At 35.4% G+C, this 22907-nt stretch carries 21 protein-coding genes and 2 pseudogenes; 10 read left to right on the plus strand and 13 right to left on the minus strand.

The window, feature by feature from the left end; genetic code table 11:
* Positions 1-58 precede the first annotated feature (58 nt).
* A pseudogene (locus AABM58_RS04145) lies at positions 59-885 on the minus strand (IS5 family transposase).
* Positions 886-998: 113 nt separating this feature from the next.
* Between AABM58_RS04145 and AABM58_RS04150 the strand changes: the two are divergent.
* Both AABM58_RS04150 and AABM58_RS04155 read left to right on the plus strand, forming a co-directional pair.
* Positions 999-2012: a hypothetical protein gene (locus AABM58_RS04150; RefSeq protein ID WP_338406439.1), complete on the plus strand. Its 1014-nt coding sequence runs from the start codon at positions 999-1001 to the stop codon at positions 2010-2012.
* 60 nt (positions 2013-2072) lie between these two features.
* Positions 2073-2582 (plus strand): DNA-3-methyladenine glycosylase, encoded by a 510-nt coding sequence (locus tag AABM58_RS04155; protein WP_338406440.1) that lies wholly within the window; start codon positions 2073-2075, stop codon positions 2580-2582.
* A gap of 19 nt (positions 2583-2601) precedes the next feature.
* Here AABM58_RS04155 and purF read toward each other — a convergent pair whose 3' ends face one another.
* From purF to AABM58_RS04170, 3 genes are read right to left on the minus strand one after another with little or no spacing between them, the layout of a single operon-like run.
* Positions 2602-3987 carry an amidophosphoribosyltransferase gene (purF, locus tag AABM58_RS04160; RefSeq protein WP_338406441.1) on the minus strand — a complete coding sequence of 462 codons (1386 nt, stop codon included), beginning with the start codon at positions 3985-3987 and terminating at the stop codon, positions 2602-2604.
* A gap of 25 nt (positions 3988-4012) precedes the next feature.
* Positions 4013-5116, minus strand: coding sequence for a rod shape-determining protein RodA (rodA, locus tag AABM58_RS04165; RefSeq protein WP_338406442.1), 1104 nt, complete (start codon positions 5114-5116; stop codon positions 4013-4015).
* Between the two features lie 45 nt (positions 5117-5161).
* Positions 5162-6628 carry a proton-conducting transporter transmembrane domain-containing protein gene (locus AABM58_RS04170; RefSeq protein WP_338406443.1) on the minus strand — a complete coding sequence of 489 codons (1467 nt, stop codon included), beginning with the start codon at positions 6626-6628 and terminating at the stop codon, positions 5162-5164.
* 64 nt (positions 6629-6692) lie between these two features.
* Between AABM58_RS04170 and AABM58_RS04175 the strand changes: the two genes are divergently transcribed.
* From AABM58_RS04175 to virB9, 3 genes are all read left to right on the plus strand, one after another.
* The gene (locus tag AABM58_RS04175) at positions 6693-7007 is read left to right on the plus strand and encodes an NADH-ubiquinone oxidoreductase subunit NDUFA12 family protein (RefSeq protein WP_007548590.1); all 315 of its coding nucleotides are present in this window, start codon (positions 6693-6695) and stop codon (positions 7005-7007) included.
* A gap of 2 nt (positions 7008-7009) precedes the next feature.
* The gene (mlaD, locus tag AABM58_RS04180; RefSeq protein ID WP_338406444.1) at positions 7010-7465 is read left to right on the plus strand and encodes an outer membrane lipid asymmetry maintenance protein MlaD; all 456 of its coding nucleotides are present in this window, start codon (positions 7010-7012) and stop codon (positions 7463-7465) included.
* Positions 7466-7650: 185 nt separating this feature from the next.
* Positions 7651-8433, plus strand: coding sequence for a P-type conjugative transfer protein VirB9 (gene virB9 / locus AABM58_RS04185; RefSeq protein WP_338406445.1), 783 nt, complete (start codon positions 7651-7653; stop codon positions 8431-8433).
* Between the two features lie 3 nt (positions 8434-8436).
* On the opposite strand, the gene AABM58_RS04190 is transcribed toward virB9, so the two are convergent.
* The 6 genes from AABM58_RS04190 to AABM58_RS04215 form a co-directional block, all read right to left on the minus strand.
* Positions 8437-9033, minus strand: coding sequence for a ribonuclease HII (locus AABM58_RS04190; RefSeq protein WP_010082329.1), 597 nt, complete (start codon positions 9031-9033; stop codon positions 8437-8439).
* A 6-nt stretch (positions 9034-9039) separates the two neighbouring features.
* The gene (gene mraY, locus AABM58_RS04195) at positions 9040-10020 is read right to left on the minus strand and encodes a phospho-N-acetylmuramoyl-pentapeptide-transferase (protein ID WP_065094848.1); all 981 of its coding nucleotides are present in this window, start codon (positions 10018-10020) and stop codon (positions 9040-9042) included.
* Between the two features lie 68 nt (positions 10021-10088).
* Entirely contained in the window at positions 10089-11399 is a 1311-nt protein-coding gene (locus AABM58_RS04200) for a hypothetical protein (RefSeq protein ID WP_338406446.1), read from the minus strand.
* A gap of 4 nt (positions 11400-11403) precedes the next feature.
* The gene (locus AABM58_RS04205) at positions 11404-13224 is read right to left on the minus strand and encodes a hypothetical protein (RefSeq protein ID WP_338406447.1); all 1821 of its coding nucleotides are present in this window, start codon (positions 13222-13224) and stop codon (positions 11404-11406) included.
* 49 nt (positions 13225-13273) lie between these two features.
* Positions 13274-14521: a group II intron reverse transcriptase/maturase gene (ltrA, locus tag AABM58_RS04210; RefSeq protein WP_338405985.1), complete on the minus strand. Its 1248-nt coding sequence runs from the start codon at positions 14519-14521 to the stop codon at positions 13274-13276.
* A gap of 43 nt (positions 14522-14564) precedes the next feature.
* Complete coding sequence (locus AABM58_RS04215) at positions 14565-14687, minus strand: hypothetical protein (protein ID WP_338405986.1); 123 nt, start codon at positions 14685-14687, stop codon at positions 14565-14567.
* 372 nt (positions 14688-15059) lie between these two features.
* Here AABM58_RS04215 and AABM58_RS04220 point away from each other — a divergent pair.
* Positions 15060-15452: pseudogene (locus tag AABM58_RS04220) on the plus strand (prolyl oligopeptidase family serine peptidase); the annotation flags it as partial.
* Positions 15453-15456: 4 nt separating this feature from the next.
* Here the strand turns inward: AABM58_RS04220 and AABM58_RS04225 are convergent.
* From AABM58_RS04225 to AABM58_RS04235, 3 genes are all read right to left on the minus strand, one after another.
* The gene (locus tag AABM58_RS04225) at positions 15457-16335 is read right to left on the minus strand and encodes an Rpn family recombination-promoting nuclease/putative transposase (protein WP_338406448.1); all 879 of its coding nucleotides are present in this window, start codon (positions 16333-16335) and stop codon (positions 15457-15459) included.
* A gap of 199 nt (positions 16336-16534) precedes the next feature.
* Complete coding sequence (locus AABM58_RS04230; RefSeq protein ID WP_338406449.1) at positions 16535-18448, minus strand: ATP-dependent helicase; 1914 nt, start codon at positions 18446-18448, stop codon at positions 16535-16537.
* 127 nt (positions 18449-18575) lie between these two features.
* On the minus strand, positions 18576-19004 hold the full coding sequence (locus AABM58_RS04235) for a WD_0964 family protein (RefSeq protein WP_338406450.1): 429 nt from the start codon (positions 19002-19004) through the stop codon (positions 18576-18578).
* A 196-nt stretch (positions 19005-19200) separates the two neighbouring features.
* On the opposite strand from AABM58_RS04235, the gene AABM58_RS04240 reads away from it, so the two are divergent.
* From AABM58_RS04240 to nuoL, 4 genes are all read left to right on the plus strand, one after another.
* Positions 19201-20103, plus strand: coding sequence for a hypothetical protein (locus AABM58_RS04240; RefSeq protein WP_338406451.1), 903 nt, complete (start codon positions 19201-19203; stop codon positions 20101-20103).
* A gap of 73 nt (positions 20104-20176) precedes the next feature.
* Positions 20177-20764 carry an NADH-quinone oxidoreductase subunit J gene (locus tag AABM58_RS04245; protein ID WP_015589295.1) on the plus strand — a complete coding sequence of 196 codons (588 nt, stop codon included), beginning with the start codon at positions 20177-20179 and terminating at the stop codon, positions 20762-20764.
* The gene (nuoK, locus tag AABM58_RS04250; RefSeq protein ID WP_019236815.1) at positions 20755-21063 is read left to right on the plus strand and encodes an NADH-quinone oxidoreductase subunit NuoK; all 309 of its coding nucleotides are present in this window, start codon (positions 20755-20757) and stop codon (positions 21061-21063) included. Before AABM58_RS04245 ends, nuoK begins: the two co-directional genes overlap by 10 nt.
* Positions 21060-22907, plus strand: coding sequence for an NADH-quinone oxidoreductase subunit L (nuoL, locus tag AABM58_RS04255; protein ID WP_338406452.1), 1848 nt, complete (start codon positions 21060-21062; stop codon positions 22905-22907). The genes nuoK and nuoL overlap by 4 nt, the downstream gene beginning before the upstream one ends.

Here is a 22907-nt window from a genome sequence, read left to right on the forward strand (position 1 = left end):
TTTCGTGTGAATATGATGTTTATCTTGCAACACCTTGTCATTAGACTTCTTTCAAAATTCATGTATGGAGCTCAAAATTGTGAATTGCAGCAATCAAATTAAACCTTAAACCAAAACGTTTTCGTCGGTTTCTATACCTGTCCGAGATGATTTTAAACCTTTTCAATAAGCCAATTACGTTTTCAACAATTGCCCTTTGGCTCATAAGTGCCCTGTTCTCTTTTTTTTGTTCTTTGCTTAACGGATTCTTTTTCATTTTCCTGTGCGGTAATACAACATTTTTGTGTATCTTCTGCATTCCCCTGTAGCCGGCATCAGCTAAGATTTTGGTGTCCGGTAATATTGCTACCTTTGATTCTCTAAACATCCGAAAATCGTGTTTTCTACCATTCGAGAAAGATGTGCATATGACTTTTTTACTCTTCTTCTCTGTTACTATTTGTGTTTTTATAGTATGCCTTTTTTTCTTTCCAGAGTAGAAGGGCTTTTGCTTTTTTTTGGTCTCTCTACTGGCGTTTCAGTTCCGTCTATTACTAAAACTTCATATTCTACATCACTCTTTAATAGCTCTTTTTTTTCTGGTAATGCAAAATCTGGATGTTTTATTAATATGTCTTCTACCTATCTTATTATTTTAAAACTGTTACTTTCACTCATGCCATAGCTTTGCCCAATATGAAAATATGTACGATATTCTCTTATATATTCCAGTGCCATAAGTAGCCTGTCTTCTATGCAAAGTTTACTTTTTCTTCCACTTCTAGCTTTTTTTCTTTTATCCTCCACTTCTAGAATTTCTACCATTCGCTCAAATGTTGCTTTTTTTACCCCTGTTAAACGTCGAAACTTTTCTCCTTCTAACTTTTCTATTTCCTTATATTTCATGCTTTCAAATACTTCATCTTACACTCCCTCTAACAATTTTGAAAGAAGTCTATTGACTAATTGATACAATGCTTGTATGTTGACATTTGTGTGTTAATAATAATGGAGGATATATGTTAGGTAAGGTTAAAGAATTCCTAAAAACTATTCTATTTTTCCACAATGAGGATAAAGTTAAAACTCCTTATGTGCCTATGGTGGAGGGACTTCCTTCTGATGATACAACTTTAAAACCGGATAAGAAAAAGCCAGAAGAGCATCTTACCCTTCTAAGTAATAAAGCAAAGGAGAGCGGTAATTCTGATAAAACAAAAGGACTTCCTAGCGATTTGAGCACTCAGGATATACCTAAATCAACACCAGACAAGAATAAGCGTAAATATGTCGAGTTAGAAAGCGATGAAGAATGGAATAAGTTCTTTGCATTACAGAACAACCCTTCTACCAATACCACAAACCAAAAACCTTTTTCTCCGAAGAAAGGAGAATCTCAGTATCACGGCAAAGAGATTGTAGGCAAAATTGCTGACCAAATTAAATTAGAGATATCTGAAGGTATGAAAAATAATACCATAGGGTCCATAATGATAAAAGAAGGCAAAAGGGAAGAGAATGTTGTTTACCCTTCCGTGAGAGTTGTGTTGAATGTTAGTAAAGAAGGAGTAGATATAGCTAAACTTCTGAGTGGTAATATATGTAAAAAGTACAATGTAAAAACAATTACATTTTGTCATTCTAATCAGGAAAAAAAGAGAGGGGCATGTTGCTATATTAATGATAAAGGGGAAAGAGTTTATGAGATAATTAGTGGATTATATGAAATGACTTTAAAGTGGTATGTTGATGGAAAAGAATGTAAAATTAAAATTAATATTGACGATAAGAATGGTGTAAGGCTCCTTGAAAGCAACGGTGTTACTGAAGAACAGTTACGTGCAAACAAAGAAGTAAAAGTAGGCAAGAGACGTGAACCAAAGTTTTTACATGAAGCATTAGCACCACAATTGCCACAAACACAATTACAACAAAGCTCTGAAGAAGTAAAATTTTTGGAGCAGCATTCAACAAATGTAGAAGACTTGAGCGGCGCATCACAAAAGCATCAAGCTCCTGCTGCTTCAAAATAGGTAAAGTAGTGAAAATTCAGTATAAGTTGCTTGCATTTGTAAGTAACTTATACTTTTATAATGAGCAATGTAATACTGCCAAGAAATTTCTACGAGCGGCCGACCTTAACTGTAGCTGGAGAGTTATTGGGAAAAGTCCTCAAATTTTCTAACTTTAGTGGAGTAATAACCGAAGTTGAAGCCTATATAGGAATGAATGACCCAGCTTGTCATGCGGCAAGAGGCTATACTAATCGAACCTCAGTAATGTTTGGTATGCCGGGGTTTTCGTACGTATATTTTATATATGGGATGTACTATTGTCTAAATATTGTAACAGAAGCAGAAGGATTCCCAGCAGCAGTGTTAATACGAGGATTAAAGCTCATTGAACCGCTTGAAGCAAACTTAGGCGGACCAGGAATATTGTGCAAAAGATTAAACATTACAAAAGAACATAACAAGCAGGACCTTACTATAAGCCACGAATTTTGTGTTTATGAATCTCACCTCAAACCAGATTATGTTTGCACTCCAAGAATCGGAATTAGTAAAGGCCAAGAGAAATTTTGGCGGTTTAAGATTTTCTAAACTTAAGACCTTGCGTAGACTATTTGCCAATTGGATAATCACCAGTGAAACAAGCATCACAATATTGTGGTGTAGCATTGTTACGCACCCCTCCTTTAACAGCCTGATATAGTCCATCAATACTCAAGAAGGCTAGGCTATCTACTCCTATAACTTCCTTAATTTCCTCTACAGATTTATTTGCAGCAATTAAATCTTTGCACTCTGGCGTATCTATTCCATAAAAACAAGAATGCTTAATTGGTGGGCTTGAAATTTTGAGGTGAATTTCTTTTACTCCTGCATCCTTTAACATAACTATTATATTTGTTAACGTACTACCACGCACTATACTATCATCTATTAAAATTATGTTTTTACCTTTCAAAGTGTGCTTATTAGCATTGAATTTTAATTTTATTCTAACTTTACGTACTTCAGCGGTTGGTTGTATAAAAGTTCTTCCTATGTAATGATTACGAATTATTCCCAGTTCCATAGGTAATCCTGAATGCTTTGCATATCCAATAGCTGCAGGTATTCCAGAATCAGGTATTGGTACAACCATATCTACATTGTTTTTTGGTGGGCTCTCTTCTGCAAGTATTCTTCCTATTTCTTTTCTTATATCATATATGGACCTATTCTCCATTATGCTGTCTGGTCTTGAAAAATAAACGTATTCAAAAATACAAAAACTTGATTTTTGCTGTGGGAAAGGAAATGCTGAAGCTAGATTACCATTTCGATCAATGGTGACTAACTCACCTGGTTCTATTTCTCTAACAAACTCTGCATTTACTATATCAAGAGCACAAGTTTCAGATGCAAGAACATAAGAACCGTTTAACTTCCCTAAAACAAGAGGCCTGATTCCAGATGGATCACGTACTCCAATAACTACTTCTTGATTGATTGCCACAAAAGAATAAGCACCTTGTATTTGCTTTAATGCATATATAAAACCCTCTAAGAAGCTATCTTTTTCACCGCTTGCTGTCAGATGCACTACTACTTCTGTATCAATATCTGACTGAAAAACGCACTCTTGTTTAATTAATTGTTCGCGTATTGGAGAAATATTAATTAAATTACCATTATGTGCTATGGCGAAATCCCCAAATTTGCTACTTTTGCCAAACATGGGCTGCACTCCAAATTTACTACCACTTGTTGAGTATCGAACATGACCTATTGCACAATCCCCAGGTAAGGATTTCTTTATTTCATCTATATCATCAAATACGCTGCTCACTTGACCTTGAAAGTGATAAGAGTGCAGCTTATCGTTGTTACTGGTTGCTACGCCAAAAGACTCTTGACCTCTATGCTGCAAAGCGTGGAGAGCAAGTATAGAGTTAAAAGCAGCACTTTGGTTGCAGCTTATGCCAAATACCCCACATTCCTCACGTATTTCATCTAGCATAAAAACTATTAAGTAAAGTTTAATTCTACTTTAGCATAGGTAAAATACAAGCATTTTGTTGTTCATCTGCTTTTATTGCCAGCAATAGCCCTATACATATCAAACTTGCAGCAGTTGTACTTCCTCCATAGGACAGAAATGGCAATGGGTCACCTATCACAGGTAAGAGGCCCATTGTCATTCCGATATTTATAAAGAAATGAGCACTAAAAAAGGCGAAAATACCGATAGATACCGACTTAGAAAAATAATTTTTTGACCTATAAGCAATAGAGAGCATTATAGCAAGCAATGTAGTATAGAGTAAAATTAAAGCCATGCTACCTAAAAATCCCCACTCCTCACTCAGCACTGCAAAAGCAAAATCTGTACGCTTTTCCGGCAAAAATCCAAGTTGAGTTTGACTTCCGTTAACAAAGCCCTTACCAAGCAAACCTCCTGAACCAATAGCTATCTGAGATTGCTGCGCATTATAACCTATCCCAAGTGGATCCACTGATGAATCCAAAAACGACAATATCCTTTGCTTGTGATAAGGACGTAAAAAAGACCAAATAGCCGGTACTGTAAAAATGCCAAGCATTCCACATATTACTAAATGAGATCTTTTTATTATTGCTGTGAATATAATTGATATCCCTATAAATAACATTATCACAGCTGTGCCTAAATTAGGTTGCTTTAACACCAAGAACACGGGTAAGAAAATAATTATAAGTGCCTTAAGCAATCTTTTAAATTCCATCATTTTATATACACTCTGCTTATCAAAATAGCGAGCAAGCGCAAGTATTAAGCCTACTTTTGCAAATTCTGATGGTTGCAAACTAATTGATCCAATTCTTATCCACCTTGTTGCACCCATTATGTGTGAGCCAAAAAAATTCACTACTAATAGCGAAATCACTGCTGCTACATAAAAAAAGTAGGCGTGCTTCAAATAAAAATCTAGCTCTATGAATGACATAGCTATAGCAAGTAGGAAAAAGAAGGAGAATATGACCAGTTGGTGAATCGCAAATGGCACCCACTTTCCTCCAGCAGAAGAGTATTGAACAACAATGCCAACGCAAAACAGCGCTATCACGTTAATGACTAACAACCAATGAATCTTCTTCAGCCTATCCACACTTATAACCTTAAAGTATAGTAAAATATGAAACAAAGATAAAAATCAAAAAACCAACTTCTCAACTACTAACCGAATTGGAGTGCTATATATTCCAGTTACTACTGTTAAAGCTGCCATAAATAATAGACAGAAAAGCATAGGAAATGGCACATCATTAATTTTGTCCGGTGTCATTCCAGTGCGTGACGTTGCATCATCTTCAAAATACATTTTCTCTACCATCTTCCACATATATATCAATGCAAGGAAAGAGCCAGCAGCAAATATTACAAGGGAAATCCACGCATGAGATTCGATAATTGCTTTCATTATATACCACTTGCTTACAAAGCCATTTGTTAAAGGCACACCGATTAATGCTAAACTGAGTAGAGTGAACGCAAGTGCTGTATAAGGCATTGATTTCTTGAGTCCCGATAAATTCTCTATTTTTGTTGTATCAAATTTGTAAGAAATACATCCTGCAGCCATGAATAAAGATGTTTTTATTATGCTGTGGTTTACTATGTGAAGAATTGCTGCAAATACACCTGTTTTTGAGTTAAAACTCAGTGCTAAAATTATATAACCAATTTGGCTAATACTAGAGTGAGCAAACAGTCTTTTTATGTCTTTTGCGGTTATTGCAAATATCGACCCAAATACAATAGCGCAAAGTGCGAGGATAATTATCACATTGTCCAACAGCGGCTTAAACAAGAAAAAATTTTGTTGGAAAATGGTATAAAAGATTCTGATGAAAACATATATCATCACTTTAGTTACTGTGCCTGAAAAGAATATGCTGATGAAACTTGGCGCTTCACTATATGCATTAACCAGCCACCTGCTTAATGGAAACAGTGCCATTTTAATTGAGAGACCAACAAAAATGAACAATGTGCCAAGTTTTATGATGTTGTTATCGTATAATGGAACTATTCTTTCAGCCATGTCAGACATATTGAGTGTTCCAGTCATTGAATACAAGAGCCCGATGCCAAATAAATAAAATGTTGCGCCTATTGTTCCACTAATTAGATATTCAAATGCTGCAACCAAGGCTTTTTTATCCCTTCCCATTGAAACTAATACATAAGAAGAAAGAGATGAAATTTCCAAGAAAACGTAAAGGTTAAATATGTCGTTTGTTACTAGAATCCCGAGCAGTCCGCTTAAGCACAGTAGAAATAGAGAGTAAAAACCAGTGATTTTGTTTTTGCTAATTTCTTTTTCGTTAATATAAAAGCTATAAAGCACGCTAATCAGCGCTATAAAATTCACCAAAGTTAGAATCAAGGAGTTCAACACGTCGATTCTTAACTCTATACCGTACGGGGGAGCCCAATCCCCAAGGTGATAAGTTATAATTTCGCCTTTATATGTTTTAATGAGTAGTATTGATGAAATGATAAGAGTGATTGTTGTTGCAATAAAAGAAATAAACCAAGATACCTTGTGTTTCTTGGCAAGAAAGCAAAACATTGATGCAATTATTGGGATAATAACTTGTAAAATTGGTAATTGCATTAAATTGTTGTTAATATATCGTTAAAGTATTAGTATATATAATACTTTTTGTTTTAATACCCTTATGTTATCTAAAATTTGTAACGCAATAAAACGCCTATTACGAAGAGAAGATAAATTTGTAGGAAGAGATGAAAATGGAAATTCTTACTATGAATCAAGTAAAGGAAAAAGGTGGGTTATGTATAGCAGTGTCTCTGAGCCTACAACAGTGCCTCCGGAATGGCATATATGGCTTCACTATACTGATAATGTAGTACCAGTTAATAATAAAAAAAGAAAAGTAAAACATACTCCTAATTTAACGGGTACAAAAGATGCATACTATCCAAACCAAAAAGTGAAAAATTATTATAAAAGCTGGAGTCCTGATAACTAAAGATGCGAAGGTCAAATATACTTGAAATAACCGCTGGATTATTTGTATTAATTTTTACTATTTTTCTGATTTTCTTTGCTATTGATAAGCTATCTTACATAAAGAAAAACTATAAGGATTGCAATAAAATATATGGTCTTTTTGCTAACGCTAACGGTATAGGAGTTGGTGATAGTGTCAAGATCTCTGGTGTGGACGTTGGAAGCATAACTGGTGTATCACTTGACAAAGCTACCTACGTAGCACGAATCGACATGTGTATAAGCAGAGACATAAAATTGCCAATTGATAGTTCAGCTCTGATCACTAGCAGTGGAGTTGTTGGCAGTAAATTTGTTAATATATCACCTGGGTCAGATGCTAAACTAATCTTGCACGGTGGTAAAATAGAGCATACTCAAGCTGAAGCAAATATGGGTGGAATAATGGACAAAATTATTGGTATGTTTACGAAGTGAAAATGGCAGGATTCCAAGTATATCCGTTTAGGTGAAGCCTCCTGTAGTTCTAAAGTATTTAAGGAGTTTGCCTTATTTCTTGCCTTTTCTACCGCTTGCTTTGGGGTTTATAGTATAGAAAGTGCCTTAACAGTTGCAGTGCATGTCTATCAATGATAAAATGAAGATTAATTTATTTTGATATTATGATTGGTTTACTGTTTGCCGTACTGTTGTTCCTCTGTGGTAGTGATGCACTTGCAAAACAGGAGCCACGTTCAATAGCTGGAGATAATCACATAAAGGTGATAAATTATAACCCACAAGCCATACATAAGTATACGGGTTTTTATGGTTATCAGTCCAGTATATTGTTTGAACCAGGGGAGATAATACAAAATCTTTCAATGGGTGATTCAACTGGTTGGCAACTTCTTCCTCAAGGTAACAGATTGTTTATTAAGCCTATAGATGATATTGCCGATACTAATGCAACTATAATTACCAATAAAAGAGTTTATTACTTTGAACTTCATGCTGAAGAAGCAACTGGACTAGATGATCCAAAATTAGCATATGAAGTAAGGTTTCTTTATCCACTATTTAGCAGTGATGAGATTTACACAACAAATAACGGTGATATCTTCGAACAAGCTAGTCATACCATTATTCCTGATATAAACGATATTGAAGTTGTAAAGAAAGGCTTAAATTTTAATTATTCCATCTCGCACGTTAAAGGCAGTCAGTCAATAATACCAATTAAAGTTTTTGATGACGGAAAATTTACATATCTAAAGTTCAATAAAATAAACTCTGATTTCCCAGCAGTTTTTATGGTTGATTCTGCAGGGTATGAGTCTTTAGTAAACTTCCGTACAGTTGACGACTACCTGATAATCGAAAGGGTGAGTTCAGTGTTTACCTTAAGGAATGGATCAAGTACAGTTTGCCTATTTAATGAAAACATGCCTTTCAAAAAAGGGTAAAGGCTATAATGCCCGAGATATGGGTGCAAAGTTTTTTCTATGATGTTCTGTAATTCCATAAAGGCCAATAGCGTTAAGGTGCTCTTTTGTCCCATATCCTTTATTTTTATACCAATTATATTCAGGATGCTTATTGTGCAATTCTTGCATAAGCCGATCTCTCGTAACTTTTGCAACGATTGAAGCTGCTGCAATTGATGTACTCAAATTATCACCATTTACTATGGATTTCACTTGCCATTTTACTTCAGGTGGTTGATTACCATCAACTAGCACATAATCTAATTCTAGGTCCAAATCTATCAACGCACGTTTCATTGAAAGTTTTGTTGCTTGCAAGATATTGTATGAATTTATTTCTTCTACGCTTGCCATTCCTATACCAAATTTTGCAACGGATGTTATTTTTTCATATAGGACTTGCCTACATTGAGGAGTCAACTTTTTCGAGTCGTTGATTCCATCAATAATTGTATTTCTATCAATAAACACTACGGCTGCGGATATTACTGGACCAGCTAGCGGACCTCTTCCAACTTCATCCACTCCTGCTATCACTCCTGATAATTTATTTTCTAATGTAAAGTCTGGGTATTTCATAGGTTTTTATAATAAGAAAGTTATAGTAAAAACTGAACAGATAATAGAAATTATCCAAAATTTCATAACGATTGCATTTTCTGACCATCCCTTCTTCTCAAAGTGATGATGTATTGGTGCCATAAGAAAAACTCTTTTTCCTTCTCCATATTTAAACTTTGTATATTTAAAATATGATATCTGAATAATAACAGATAGAGTCTCTATTACAAAGATTATTCCAATAATGGCAAAAAGCATTTCTCTTTTAATTAGGACACTAGTTAACCCTAAAGCCGCACCTACCGACAAGCTACCAACATCACCCATAAATATTTTTGCTGGATGTGTGTTAAACCACAAGAAACTTAGAATAGCTCCTATAAATGCAATGCAGAATAAAGTAATATTCATATCTGCCTGAGTTATATATGCAATTAGCCCCAAAAAAGCAAAGGAAGTGATAACTTGAGTTGCAGCAAGGCCATCCAAACCATCTGTGAGATTCACAGCATTAGAAGAGCCGACAATTACAAACGCAGCAAACGGAACATATAGATAGCCAAAATCTATTATTACTCCTTTAAATAGGGACGTTTTTGTAAAACCTTCAGCAGAGTATAGCTTAAGTATAAACACACCAACCAGAGCAACAATAAACTGAATAAGTATTTTGGTTTTTGCACTTAAACCTCGATAGTGATTTGTCTTCAATTTTAAATAATCATCAATAAATCCAAGTAGAGCAAAAAATAGAGTTATCAATATCAGCAGCAAAATTTCTGGTGTTAACTGAGCCCAGAGTAAAATTGGTAATAAAGAAGAAATCAGTATTATTATTCCGCCCATAGGTGGTACATTCTTTTTTGTTATTAAATGACTTTCTGGTCCACATGATCTAATTGGTTGCCCATCTTTGCTTATTTTTTTTAGAAGCTTTATAAAATAGGGAAAAAGAATAAATCCAAAAACAAATGAGGTAAAAAATACTTTTGTAGCTAAGATCATCTAAATTGACTAAGTATTATACCAACCGCTCACAAATATTATTTGACTTTTTTCTACCTGTAGTATGGTTAAAATAACCCTGGAATAGTATGAAGAGTTATATTGTCATTTTCCGCAAAACAAAATTCGCTCTTTTCATCTGTCCATGTATATATTTCTTTTAGACTAATCTCAGAAGAATCATAAGTATCATATTCCGTTTTTTTATGGTAATCGCGATGTTGAAACTGGCCGTTTTTATCAAAATAGCCAAATTCATCAATTAATGTAGCCATTTTTCCGTCTTTCTTACCATTTTTTAATTCGAATATGGCAACTAAATAGTGATCTTGAGAGCCTGGTTCAGTAGATTCTTCTGTAATAAAAAAAGATGGCCGATGGCTAAGTAACTCACCAAGATTTGGGTTATATTTTTTTTTCATACAACTTAAACTGATGAATTTATATTCATCTAAAACGTTCGAATACTGTGGATCGTATTTTTTGTATTCAAAGAATTCATTACCTAAAAAATTACAAAACGTTAATTTATAATCATCATTATTAAATTTCACAACTTTTAAATAGTGAAAATCCCTTGGGATAACTACCTTCTCTTGTGTCACGTGATTACGCATGACCAATTGATCATTGAGCATGTAATAACCTATTTTTGGTAAAGTAGCTATGGTCTTATCATTCAAAGCAATATTTGCTTCATAGATATCAGGCGATAATTCTTCCCCTTTTCGCAAAGTAAATTTCTGCTTTAAGCTATATATTATTGTTGATACATCGCTTATTGTTAATACATCACATTCATCTTTTGTGTATTGATACTTATAGCAGCTGCCATCTTTACACACTGGAAGACACTTTCCATCTTTGTCTGATATATAGATATTGTCATCTTCTATTGTAAAATAAAGTCCACCTTTTTCTTCCTTGATCTGTTGTAGTACTGGATCATCTTCATCATTAAAATCGAGGAAGTTTAGTACTCCAGTCGTTTTACTGTGTCTAGAAGTGGGTAATGCTATACCAAAATATGGACCATCTTCTATGTGGTAAAGCGAAATCTCTATTGGTTTTGATCTAAGCTTTTCTATAATATTGTCCCTGTTTGCACTTATGATATCTTCTTGCTCTATAATAAGATTCTCTTCTTTACCATCTTTATTTTTCACTTTCAGAGGTGATCTTCCCTTATATAAAACTATTTCATCACCCAGCTTCTGTAACTTTAAATCACTAATAGTATCACCCAACTCAACCGTACCAATGTGTGAACGAATAGTATACTTGTTGTTATTAAACTCTAATCTGTAATATGCAGTAGAAAGTTTAATCAGCTTCTTATAGAGCGGATCTTTATTATCTATTCTAAATGTATTTCCCATACTATTACCTTAAACAATTAACAGCCTTCAGATCAATCGCCTTGAAACTACTTGGAGGAGTAACATCGCTTATAAAACTCCTTGGCTGCTCGTTATCTGTTGCTGTTTTCTCAATATTAACAAAACCCTTTTGTTGCTCATTGTTTTCTAATGTTCTTTCCATACGATCTTTGAAAGTAGTCAAAAATCTATCAGTTTGTTTGTAATTTGGACATGATTTTTTTGCAGATAAATATAAGAGTTTTAACAGCTCATTACGACTTTCATCATTAAATAATGACCTATCTAGAATGGTTGACTGTAGTTTTACTGGATCAAAATTTAGGCTTTTCTTTGGAATGCCGCATTTTGAAGCTGTTTCTTCTAATACTTTTTCAAATCTCATAACAATATCTGCTGCATCTATTATTTTTGCCACTTGATTAAGCTCTTGTATTTTATTCTCTATTTTATATTCATCTTGTTTTACAGAAGGATAAAAGAAATTTATTACTTGAGATATAAATGAAGTTGGCCTACTTGCTCCACTTGTTACTGGTGGATTATTTAATTTTTCAATTTCCCTCTTCTTTCTATGCACAGTACAAACTTGATCTGTAGGTTTTGTTTTACAAAATATATCCTTTACCTTACTATAAAGTGCTTGAGTATTTTGTTCTGATCGAAATGCTTTATCAGCAAAATTGTCAGCCTCTTCTTTAAAACCTTCAGCTTCTTTGGCGAAATTTTCAGAAGCACTTTTAGCATCTTCTGCTGCCTTTTTAGCATTCTGAACTTCAATTTTTGTTTTATTTATTTCGCTAAGAAACTGATCAGCCACCGCAGCACCTATTCCATCTTCTCCCTTTGGACCTTTTGGACCTACTGGACCTTGAGCACCTTTTTCTCCTTGCGTGCCATTGAAGCCTTGTGGACCTGGCAATCCATCCATTCCTGGTGCTCCAATTTCACCTCTATCTCCCTTGAGACCAAGATCACCTTTTATTCCAGGCATCCCTGGTAATCCATCTACTCCTTTGTCACCTTTTAATCCAGCCGTACCCGGCGCTCCGGTATCTCCTTTATCACCCATATCGCCTTTTGTACCAGCTTGACCTTTCTCACCAGACACACCTAGCGCTCCATCTGTACCTGGAGCACCATCTACTCCTTTAAGACCTACTGGACCTAAATCTCCCTTATCACCTTTCTCTCCTTGTATACCTTGATCACCTTTTATTCCAGGCATTCCTGGTAATCCAACATCACCTTTCTCCCCTTGCGTGCCATTAAAGCCTTGTGGCCCTGGAGTACCTATATCCCCTTTTAGACCCTGAGAACCTTTATACCCTCGTGTACCATTAAAACCTTGAGGACCTTGTATACCTTGATCACCTTTTATTCCAGGCATTCCTGGTAATCCAACATCACCTTTCTCCCCTTGCGTGCCATTAAAGCCTTGTTGACCTTGTATACCTTGTGGACCTTGATCACCTTTTGAACCTACTAGACCTTGAGAACCTGTATCTCCCTTTGCTCCTGGCAATCCAACATCACCTCTACCTCCTTGATCACCTTTCGGACCCACTAGACCTTGCGTGCCATTAAAGCCTTGTGGCCCTGGAGTACCTATATCCCCTTTTAGACCCTGAGAACCTTTATACCCTCGTGTACCATTAAAACCTTGAGGACCTTGTATACCTTGATCACCTTTTATTCCAGGCATTCCTGGTAATCCAGTATCTCCTTTATCACCTTTTGGTCCATCTGGGCCTTCTGGTCCAGTATCACCTTTTGGACCATTAGGACCAGGCAAACGGAGAGTAGACCAGTGGAACTTCCCCACCAGTCTCTCGCAAAACTGTACGTAAACCTCTCGATTTATACAGCTTCCATTATTCAGCCTTTTGGCCTAACCCTAGTGTCCAGTGATAGAAAATATCCGGAGACCTCTTTCTCACCTTTCCTAGAAATTGTCTTGCTAGTCTTCCGTGACTCCTGAGTCTCTTATATTTCCTTTTCACCCACTTTTCTAGATGCCGCTCTATATTCTTTAGAGATTTGTATACTTCAGTTCTGTAAAATTTGCCATAGTACTGATACCAGCCTCTGACTATTGGATTTACTTTTCCTGATATCTCCTCTAATGTTATATGCGTATTTCGTAGCATTTTCCATGACCTTATGGTTGTAGTAATCTTTTTCTTGGCCTTGTTGCTAATTGCTGGAAGAAATGAAACAAAATACTTCCCTATTTTATTTCTTGCTAACCTGGGTCTGAATGTGTAACCCAGAAAATTAAAACTTTGTTTAGGAAATTCACCACTCCTATTGTCATCCTTACAGTACACTATCTGTGTCTTTTCAGGATGCAATTTCAACTTATACTCAGCCAATCTTTCTTCGATCATTACTTTCACAAACTCTGCCTGTTTCTCTGTTCTGCAGTGCACTATCGCATCATCCACATACCTCTCAAATGGTACTGTCGGGTAGTTCTTTTTCATCCATATATCAAACACATGATGCATGAATATATTAGAGATGATTGGGCTAACTGAACCTCCTTGCGGAACTCCTTTATCCCTAACTACCTTACTGCCATCTGCTTGCTGAATGGGGGCTTTCATCCACCTCTCAACATACAGTATGACCCATTTGCAGTCTGTGTGCTTTTTGATAGCTTGCAATGCCAAGCCGTGGTCCAAATTGTCGAAAAATCCAGATATATCAAGATCTATCGTCCAATCGTACCTCCAGCATCTTTTACGAGCTGTATCTACCGCATCCAGTGCAGACTTATTTGGTCTATAACCATATGAATCCTCATGAAATTTTGGTTCTACCAGCGGCTCTAGATACATAGCAGCAGCCGTTTGCCCTATCCTGTCGAATACTGAAGGAACACATAAAATTCTTTGCCCTCCTGTATCTTTTGGTATCGCAACAGCTTTTACCGGCTCTGGAAAATAACTTCCGGATGACATCCTATTCCATAGTTTGTACAGATTATCTTTTAGATTTTCTTCAAACTTTGTTATCGAAACCTCATCCACACCAGCCGCACCTTTATTTTTCGATACTTGTTTATAAGCCCTACAAATAAGTTGCTTTGGTATATCAAAAGACTTTGTTTTATTCATTAACTCCTCCCTTTCGGTTGATACATAATTAAAACTGAATAACTCAGCTCCTTCGCTCCATTTCCATTACAGAAACTTCTTCACTACTACGAGCTGATCCGCCCCTGTTTTTCGCATCGGTACTCTCATCCTTAGAGTTTAGCTCCTTGGATTTCTCCCTTATCATCGAAACGACAGGTTCCCGTAGTTCCACACAATAGCCTGAAATAGATTCATGCCACCTTTATGCCGGACGCCATCTATCCAGTAAACAAGCTCCCGATAGATTTATCCCAGGTTACAAACGACCCCCTGGTTTTGACGTCATTTAAAAGGTTTCGACACTTCATCAGTGGTTCACTTTCGTTCATCTCTCTATTCCTTACATGACATATAATTATGCCTTTTCCATAACGCTCACTACCTTGGCTCTTTACCAAAGCAGCTTATGGTTGTTTGAAGCCTGCTCTTGTAAACCGGCTCCGAGGGACCTACCCTCATCTACTGTGCAGCTTTTGCACTTAGTTTGCTCTTACTTGAACATTCTTTGTGTCTCTACGGCACACCGTCTGCTCCTGATTTCACTGAAGATTTGATATTCAAGCAATTGTCAGGCAAGCAAAAGGAAGAACTAGATTCTAAAGGTGCAATAGATTTTACTTCAGAGCATTGTACATACAAAATAACTAAAAATTTGATCGAAGATGGCAGAAAGAACCTTCTTTTAAACAAAGAGACAATAGATATAAACTGTCCTGTGCGCTTATTGCATAGCATTAATGATAAAGATGTTCCTTATCAAACTTCATTGAATTTAGCTGAAAAAATTAAGTCAACCGATGTTGAAGTATACTTGATGAAATCAGCAGAGCACAACATGTCTGACAATCACTCACTGAAAGTTTTATTTAAGACCATTAGAGAATTTTTGCCAGCAAAAACATATAGGTAGCCGTTCACAGATTTCCACTTAATTCTTCAATCTCACTAATAGAAAGGCCAGTAAACTTGACAATAGTGTTGACATTAACATTACTAGCCAGCATTGCTTTTGCAACTTCAATTTTCCCTTCCTCTTTACCAATTTTTTTACCTTTCTCTTCAGCAAGATCAAGTTTGTATTCAAGAATAGCTTCTTCTTTGCGTAGATCCATTATTCTTTCTTCGTAAGCTACTAAATCTTTTTCGTTCCAACGAAACTTGTCTAATTCATCATATGCTAGCTTTATTATTGGCGCTTTTTCTGCTATCTCTTTTAAGTCCTCTTCTGTTGTTTCTTCTGCGTATTTAAAAAAGAAGCACCACCTTTCTACTATACTTTCTAACTGCTCTACTTTATTTTTTGCGAATTTAGGCAACTCAATAAAGACAAACTGAAAATCTTTTAAGTAATGGCCGTTAGTTTTTATATCACGTATATTGTGAGTAGAAATATAATCAACTTCTTCAGGAAGTAAGTTACAATTTGATATAGCAATAAAGAAGACTTTCTTTAAATCAATGTAGTTGCCAGATTTATCTAATTGTCTTGAGTAGGCTTTAGCGGCATATAATTGAGCGCGTTTTTCGAAGCCCTTGTCTCTAGCGAGCTGCATTTCTGCTATATATCTATTTCCATGAGAATCCTTGCAGAGAACATCAACAATACTTTGTTTATCAGAGGCAACTTCGGGGTCCATAATAGTGCTAAGAAACTCAACTTCTTGTATTGCATTTATCTCAGTAAACCCTAAAATATCGTTCAAAAAGTGGATCAGGATATTCTTATTTTTTTCCGTTCCAAAGATTTTTTTGAAACACAAATCATTGCGAGGATCGAGAAATTTTGATGGCAAAAATGCTTGAAAATATTAATAATTATACACACAATTATTCAACCATATTTTTGAAGATAGCTAGTTTCTGTATTTATTTTAAATTGAAGAAAGCTCAAATGAAAGATCATGTTTTGCTAAAAATCACAGAATGCAGTCTGGTTACACATATAGTTGAAGTAATTCAGATTTGTAAGATATGTTTATCTGCAGTATAGCTTCAACAGTAGGCGTTACTCTTAATTACCTCAACATTTTCTCTTGGCAATTCTTTAATGAACCGAGAAGTGCGCATTGGTTGCCACTGATTATTGATTTCTCTCCTATCTGCACATGAAATGATTAACCTTTCTTTGGCTCTGGTTATGCCAACATATGCGAGTCTCCTTTCTTCTTCTAAAGCTTTACCACTTTTGTCATCAAAAGATCTTTGATGAGGAAATAATCCCTCTTCCCAACCAGGTAGAAATACGCACGGGAATTCAAGTCCTTTGGCTGCATGAAGAGTCATAACATATACGGTGTCATCGTTATTCATATTATCCACTTCCATCACCAGACTTATATGCTCCAAGAAAGTTGTGGCATTATCGAAATTTTTTAAAGATGAGATGAGCTCCTTGACATTTTCTATTCGTGCTAAGCCTGTTACCTCATCATTTTCAAGCATTTCAATATACCCTGATTGGTTTGCTACGATTTTAACGAATTCATGCAGCGGTTTTACGCTTACTATTTCTTCCCAAGCTTTAATTTTATTTAAAAAATCGTTGAGTGAGAGTTTAATTCTTTCGGTTACCTGATTACTATTAACTAATATTTTTGCTGCCTCAAAAAAAGAAATTTTGTTATCCTGAGCAGTCGTGTATATTTTCTTTAGAGTTGTAGCTCCTATGCTTCTTTTTGGCCGATTTACTATCCTTTCGAAAGCTAAGTCATCGTTATTGTTTGTAACAAGTCTTAAATATGCAATTATATCCCTGACTTCCTGACGTTCGTAGAATTTTACGCCACTTATAATCTTGTAGGGAATTGAATATTTTATAAAATACTCTTCCAGAACTCTAGTTTGAAAAGTGGCCCTTACCAGCACTGCAATGTCACTAAATCTGTATTTATTGAGCTTTAATATCTGTTCGCTTATGAACCTTGCTTCAGCTTTCCCATCCCATAATTTTATTAGATTTACCTTTTCCCCTTCAATGTTTGTTGTCCACAATTTTTTTTCTAAGCGAGTCTTATTGTGATTGATAACATATGACGCAGTTGCAAGTATGTGGGATGTTGACCTGTAGTTACACTCTAGTTTAACGGTTTTTGCATTTTTAAAATCATCAGAAAACTTCAAAATATTTTCAACTTCTGCACCACGCCAACTATATATCGACTGGTCATCATCTCCTACACAGCAAATATTTGAGTGCTCTTTTGCAAGGTATTTTAGCCAAAGATATTGTATCGCATTTGTATCTTGATATTCATCTACCATGACATATTTAAACTTGTTTTGGTAGTAGGACAGAACTTCGGTCTTTTGATTAAAGAGCTGTATGTTATATAGCAATAAGTCACCAAAATCGACAGAATTAAGGAATTTCAACCTTTCCTGATACTGGTGATAGACCTTGAGTGCAGTTACATATACTGGCCTAAATGATTGAATATCTTCCACTTCAGATGGCAATAAGCACTTCTCTTTCCATTGCTGAATAATATTCATAATGGTCTTACATTTTTCTGATAGGTAATCAGGGCTTATTTCATTCATGATGTTTTTTATTACCTGTAATTGGTCATCCACACCAATGATTGTAAAATTGGGGTTTAAGCCCACAATTTCTGCATGCAGGCGCAAAATTTTTGCTGCAATTGCATGGAAAGTGCCAAGCCATGGTATGTTTGTGCCCGTTAGCTCAAGTACCCTTGATACCATCTCATTTGCTGCTTTATTTGTAAATGTAACTGCTAATATCTCATCAGAATAAGCGTGACCGTTCCTAATTATGTGCGCTATTCTTGAAGTAATCGTTCTTGTTTTTCCCGTTCCGGCTCCTGCCAGTATCAAAACTGGTCCATCTATGTTAGTTACAGCTGATTGTTGTTCTGGATTTAGCAGTGAGAGATAATCGTTCATCGTAGCCCTATAGATTATAACTTCGTAAAGTTAAACCTATGATTGAAATATTGTAAAGGTTTTATTGAATAGAACAGTTAAAGAATGCTTCACTCAAGTACTACATATTTAAACGTAGGTTTTACATCTATTTTGTTTTAGTAGTTTCAGGTGTATGTCGAGTAACAACAACTTGATTTGAGGTATTGGCACCAGAACTTCTGCTTGTTAGGTGGATAAGTGGAGTTTGGAATGACTTATATGTACGGTTTAGTTCCTTCATTTCTATTTCTTCAACTTCAACAAGGGGTTTTTCTTTTGGGGTATAGCGATTATGCGTTGCAGGTCGTTCAGTGAGATTTTCATATGTTTCTTTCAACCAAGTTCCGATATCATACACAAATCCATACGCTTTTTCTTTAAATTCTCTCAATGATCTACTGAAACTTGCTAGTGTGTTATTAAAGTAAATTGTCATATAGTCTCTTGTGGTGTATTGATAACTTTCTCTATTTAATTTACCACTTTGTGTATTACAAGTGTTATTACTTTGAAAATAACCAAATATGTTGTACATTTTAAGCCGCCATTAATTACTAACATACATATATTATACGTTAATAAATTAAAATTGTCAAGAATTTTACTACTTGCACTCTGTAAAGTTTTTGTTGTGTACTTTGAACTTTAAGAAAAATGGACGCCTAAATTTGATAATTGTGAAAATATTAGTTAAAGTTATTGTATGTTAAGTATAGTAAATAGGAGAAAATATGCCTACTAACTCTGATGACCAAGGAAAAATATCGCTTAAAGGATTGGAAAGTGCTGTTGTGGACATGTTGTGTTGTAGAGACAAATACAAATTAAAAGGATATGAATCAGGACGAGGTGTTGCAGAGTTATCTAAAGAAAATACCGATATCATAGATAAGTATATTGAATGTGTAGGGAAACCTTCTGAGCGATTTATTAAAGCAATTAATGAAGCACAAATCCGCTATCTGCTAATACTTGATAACCTTGACCCTGATACTATTGAAAAATATGTCAATGAAGGTAAGATAGACATATTAAGAGGGTATATAAAATCTATTGGGAGCCGTATAGAATATATTTCGAAGGTTTTGGAGAAATGTGGTAATTCAGATGATACGGAGATGGTTAGACGTGTACTTGCAAGAAAACTTGAACGGATAGAAGAAGCTTCAAAACTTGACGTGCGGAATAAAAGGGATTTATCAGCGAGTACCGATTTAAGTGGTGGCAGATTAATTAATAAAGCCAACAATCAAAACCAAGGTGACACTAATAAAAAGGAACAGGGAGTACAGTCTGCACCTGATGTAAAACAGCAGAAGGGAGTGCCAAATCCACAAACAGAAGTGAAGATCAAGGCAAGTATCTATAAAACTTATTGTGCTTTAAGTGGTGGTGCAATTATTGGAGCAGCTATAGCATATCTTGCAGGAGCTGCTGCTTTAACTCCTGTTGTTGCTGTTGCAGTATTTATTGCAGCCACTGTTGTTGGTGCACTGGTGGGTTATGGTATTGGAAAATTTTGTGAAAAAGTCAGTGAAGAGAAGCAAAATGATCCTGATATGAGTATGTGTACTGCAATTAAGAATGTCCTTACCCCTGAGTGTTTAACATCACAATCGCAAGTTCATCCATAAGGTAGGCATTTAATATTGACTTTACAACGATAGTTGCTTTAAATTAGTAACTATTGTTGCAGTTAAAGTATCAATGCCTTTTTTCTTTTATTTTTTTGCAATTCTCAGCATTTTATCTGCTGTATGCGTAATTAGCGTAAGAAATCCTGTGCATGCAGTATTATTTTTAATTTTCACCTTCGTTAACTCTGCAGTTCTTTTCATTCTCCTTGGAGCTGAATTCATTGCTATGATGGTGCTGATAGTATACATCGGTGCGGTTGCGGTGTTGTTCCTCTTTGTAGTTATGATGCTCGATATTGACTACATAAGGTTGCGCCAGGGTTTTGCAAAGCATTGCACTCTTGGTGCTATGTTGTGTGTTGTGTTTTTTCTAGTCATCAGCTTTGTAATCCGCAGCTCAGCACCGAATATAAGCAATGTTATAAACTATAATACCAATAATGTGAAAGCTATTGGTAATTTGCTGTATACCGACTACATGTACGCTTTTCATCTTTCTGGTATTCTGCTGCTTGTTGCAATTGTCGGTGCAATTGCTCTTACTTTGCAGGACAAGAAAAAAGGAGTTAAAAAACAGAATGTATTAAAGCAATTGACACAATCTTCATCTGTAAAATTGGTTAAGGCTAAATTTGGAAAAGGAGTGGAATGGAAATAGGATTAAATCATTTTCTGATAGTTGCTGCTATTTTGTTCACTATTGGAGTATGCGGTATTTTCATCAACCGTAAGAGCATAATCAACATACTGTTATCAATAGAAATATTATTGCTGGCGATTAACATCAATCTAGTTGCTTTTTCTGCCTTTATGAATGATATAGTTGGGCAAATTTTTGTGATGTTTGTGTTGACTGTTGCGGCAGCAGAGTCAGGAGTTGGGCTTGCAATATTGGTTGTATATTATAGAAGCCGTGGCAATATAGACGTTGAACAAGCAAATTTAATGAAAGAATGATGGATATACTGAAATTAATAGTATTTTTGCCACTTTTTGGTTCACTATTTGCAGCACTTTTTAGAAAAAGTCAGTTAGTTACAACGGCAGGGATTGGAATATCTGCAGTTTTATCTTGGTATGTTTTTCTCACCTTCTCTGAAAACTATCATTTAGTTTTATTTCCTCTATTTTCATTAAGTGTATTAAAAGTAAATTGGGCAATTAGTGTGGATGCTCTCTCATCCTTAATGCTTATTGTTATTACCACCGTTTCACTGGTAGTACATCTCTATTCTATCGGTTATATGGAGCATGATAAGGGGAAGTCGAGGTTCTTTTCTTACCTATCGCTATTTACGTTTTGCATGATTGTGCTGGTTGTGAGCGATAATTTCGTGCAGCTTTTTTTTGGCTGGGAAGGGGTTGGCCTATGTTCTTATTTACTCATAGGATTTTGGTTTCAAAAATATTCTGCCAATAACGCAGCAATTAAAGCTTTTGTTGTAAATAGGGTAGGAGACTTTGCACTATTAATTGGAATTTTTCTTATTTATTATACATTTCACTCTTTGGAATTTGCTGAGGTATTTGGTGCCGCTGATTTTCTTGGCACTCAGAACATTAAAGCATTCTGCTGTGAATTCAAAACTATTCATATAATATGTATATTACTTTTTATTGGCTGTATGGGTAAATCTGCTCAACTTGGCTTACATGTTTGGCTGCCAGATGCAATGGAAGGGCCAACCCCCGTTTCTGCACTTATTCATGCAGCAACTATGGTAACAGCAGGTATATTTTTAATAGCAAAATGTTCTCCACTGTTTGAATTATCAAGCGTTGCAAGGGAGTTAATAGTTATTGTTGGGGCACTTACTGCTTTTTTTGCAGCCACCGTTGCGATTACTCAGAATGATATAAAAAAAATAATTGCTTATTCAACGTGCAGTCAACTTGGTTATATGTTCATGGCATGTGGCCTTTCTGCTTACAACGTTGCTATTTTTCATTTAATGACACACGCTTTTTTTAAAGCTCTACTATTTCTTGGTGCTGGCAATGTGATTCATGCAATGCATCATGAGCAAAACATTCAGAAAATGGGAAATTGCTGGAAGAAAATCCCTTGCACTTACGCTCTCATGTGGATTGGGTCTCTTGCGCTTTCTGGAATATTTCCATTTGCAGGTTTTTACTCAAAGGATTTGATAATTGAACATGCTTATAGCACGGATAGCTTTGCTTTTGTAATAAGCTTAGTTGTTGCATTCTTCACAGCGTTTTACTCTTGGAGGTTATTGCTTCTTGTGTTCCACAGCCAAAAACAAAGTAAAATTAATATACATGAGGCACCAAAGATTATGCTTATACCATTACTGATACTTGCTTTTGGATCGGTATTTTCTGGAGTGTGGGGAGCAAATATTTTGAACATAACTAGTAATGCGTTTTGGAAATCAAGTTTAATGGTGATTGATGAGCATGGAGTTCATAATTTCTTTATAAAATTACTACCAACCTTGGCGAGCCTAAGTGGAATAGCACTTGCGTACCTAATTTACCAATATCAAGTAATTAGGCAAATTAAGAGTAAATTTTTACTTAAGTTTTTGCAGAATAAATGGTACTTTGATGAGGTGTATGAGTTTGTTATCATTGCACCGATAAGGTTTATGTCTAGGCTTTTATGGAAGTTTGATGTTAAGGCTATTGATTCATTTGGGCCAAATGGTGTTGTAAGGTTGGTTAATGAATGTTCAAAAAGTTCTATAAAGTTGCAAACTGGTTATATATTTGATTATGCATTTATTATGTTTGTTACTCTAATAATCGGTGCTTTATATATTATTGGAATTAAATAG

The organism is Wolbachia endosymbiont (group A) of Longitarsus flavicornis, assembly GCF_963931955.1.
GTDB lineage: Bacteria > Pseudomonadota > Alphaproteobacteria > Rickettsiales > Anaplasmataceae > Wolbachia.

Excerpts from the sequence above, each read along its gene's own strand:
- AABM58_RS04150 (WP_338406439.1), top strand. The coding sequence starts at position 999 with ATGTTAGGTAAGGTTAAAGAATTCCTAAAAACTATTCTATTTTTCCAC.
- AABM58_RS04155 (WP_338406440.1), top strand. The coding sequence starts at position 2,073 with ATGAGCAATGTAATACTGCCAAGAAATTTCTACGAGCGGCCGACCTTA.
- purF (WP_338406441.1), bottom strand. The coding sequence starts at position 3,987 with ATGCTAGATGAAATACGTGAGGAATGTGGGGTATTTGGCATAAGCTGC.
- AABM58_RS04170 (WP_338406443.1), bottom strand. The coding sequence starts at position 6,628 with ATGCAATTACCAATTTTACAAGTTATTATCCCAATAATTGCATCAATG.
- AABM58_RS04175 (WP_007548590.1), top strand. The coding sequence starts at position 6,693 with ATGTTATCTAAAATTTGTAACGCAATAAAACGCCTATTACGAAGAGAA.
- mlaD (WP_338406444.1), top strand. The coding sequence starts at position 7,010 with ATGCGAAGGTCAAATATACTTGAAATAACCGCTGGATTATTTGTATTA.
- virB9 (WP_338406445.1), top strand. The coding sequence starts at position 7,651 with ATGATTGGTTTACTGTTTGCCGTACTGTTGTTCCTCTGTGGTAGTGAT.
- AABM58_RS04190 (WP_010082329.1), bottom strand. The coding sequence starts at position 9,033 with ATGAAATACCCAGACTTTACATTAGAAAATAAATTATCAGGAGTGATA.
- mraY (WP_065094848.1), bottom strand. The coding sequence starts at position 10,020 with ATGATCTTAGCTACAAAAGTATTTTTTACCTCATTTGTTTTTGGATTT.
- AABM58_RS04200 (WP_338406446.1), bottom strand. The coding sequence starts at position 11,399 with ATGGGAAATACATTTAGAATAGATAATAAAGATCCGCTCTATAAGAAG.
- ltrA (WP_338405985.1), bottom strand. The coding sequence starts at position 14,521 with ATGAATAAAACAAAGTCTTTTGATATACCAAAGCAACTTATTTGTAGG.
- AABM58_RS04215 (WP_338405986.1), bottom strand. The coding sequence starts at position 14,687 with ATGATAAGGGAGAAATCCAAGGAGCTAAACTCTAAGGATGAGAGTACC.
- AABM58_RS04230 (WP_338406449.1), bottom strand. The coding sequence starts at position 18,448 with ATGAACGATTATCTCTCACTGCTAAATCCAGAACAACAATCAGCTGTA.
- AABM58_RS04235 (WP_338406450.1), bottom strand. The coding sequence starts at position 19,004 with ATGTACAACATATTTGGTTATTTTCAAAGTAATAACACTTGTAATACA.
- AABM58_RS04240 (WP_338406451.1), top strand. The coding sequence starts at position 19,201 with ATGCCTACTAACTCTGATGACCAAGGAAAAATATCGCTTAAAGGATTG.
- AABM58_RS04245 (WP_015589295.1), top strand. The coding sequence starts at position 20,177 with ATGCCTTTTTTCTTTTATTTTTTTGCAATTCTCAGCATTTTATCTGCT.
- nuoK (WP_019236815.1), top strand. The coding sequence starts at position 20,755 with ATGGAAATAGGATTAAATCATTTTCTGATAGTTGCTGCTATTTTGTTC.
- nuoL (WP_338406452.1), top strand. The coding sequence starts at position 21,060 with ATGATGGATATACTGAAATTAATAGTATTTTTGCCACTTTTTGGTTCA.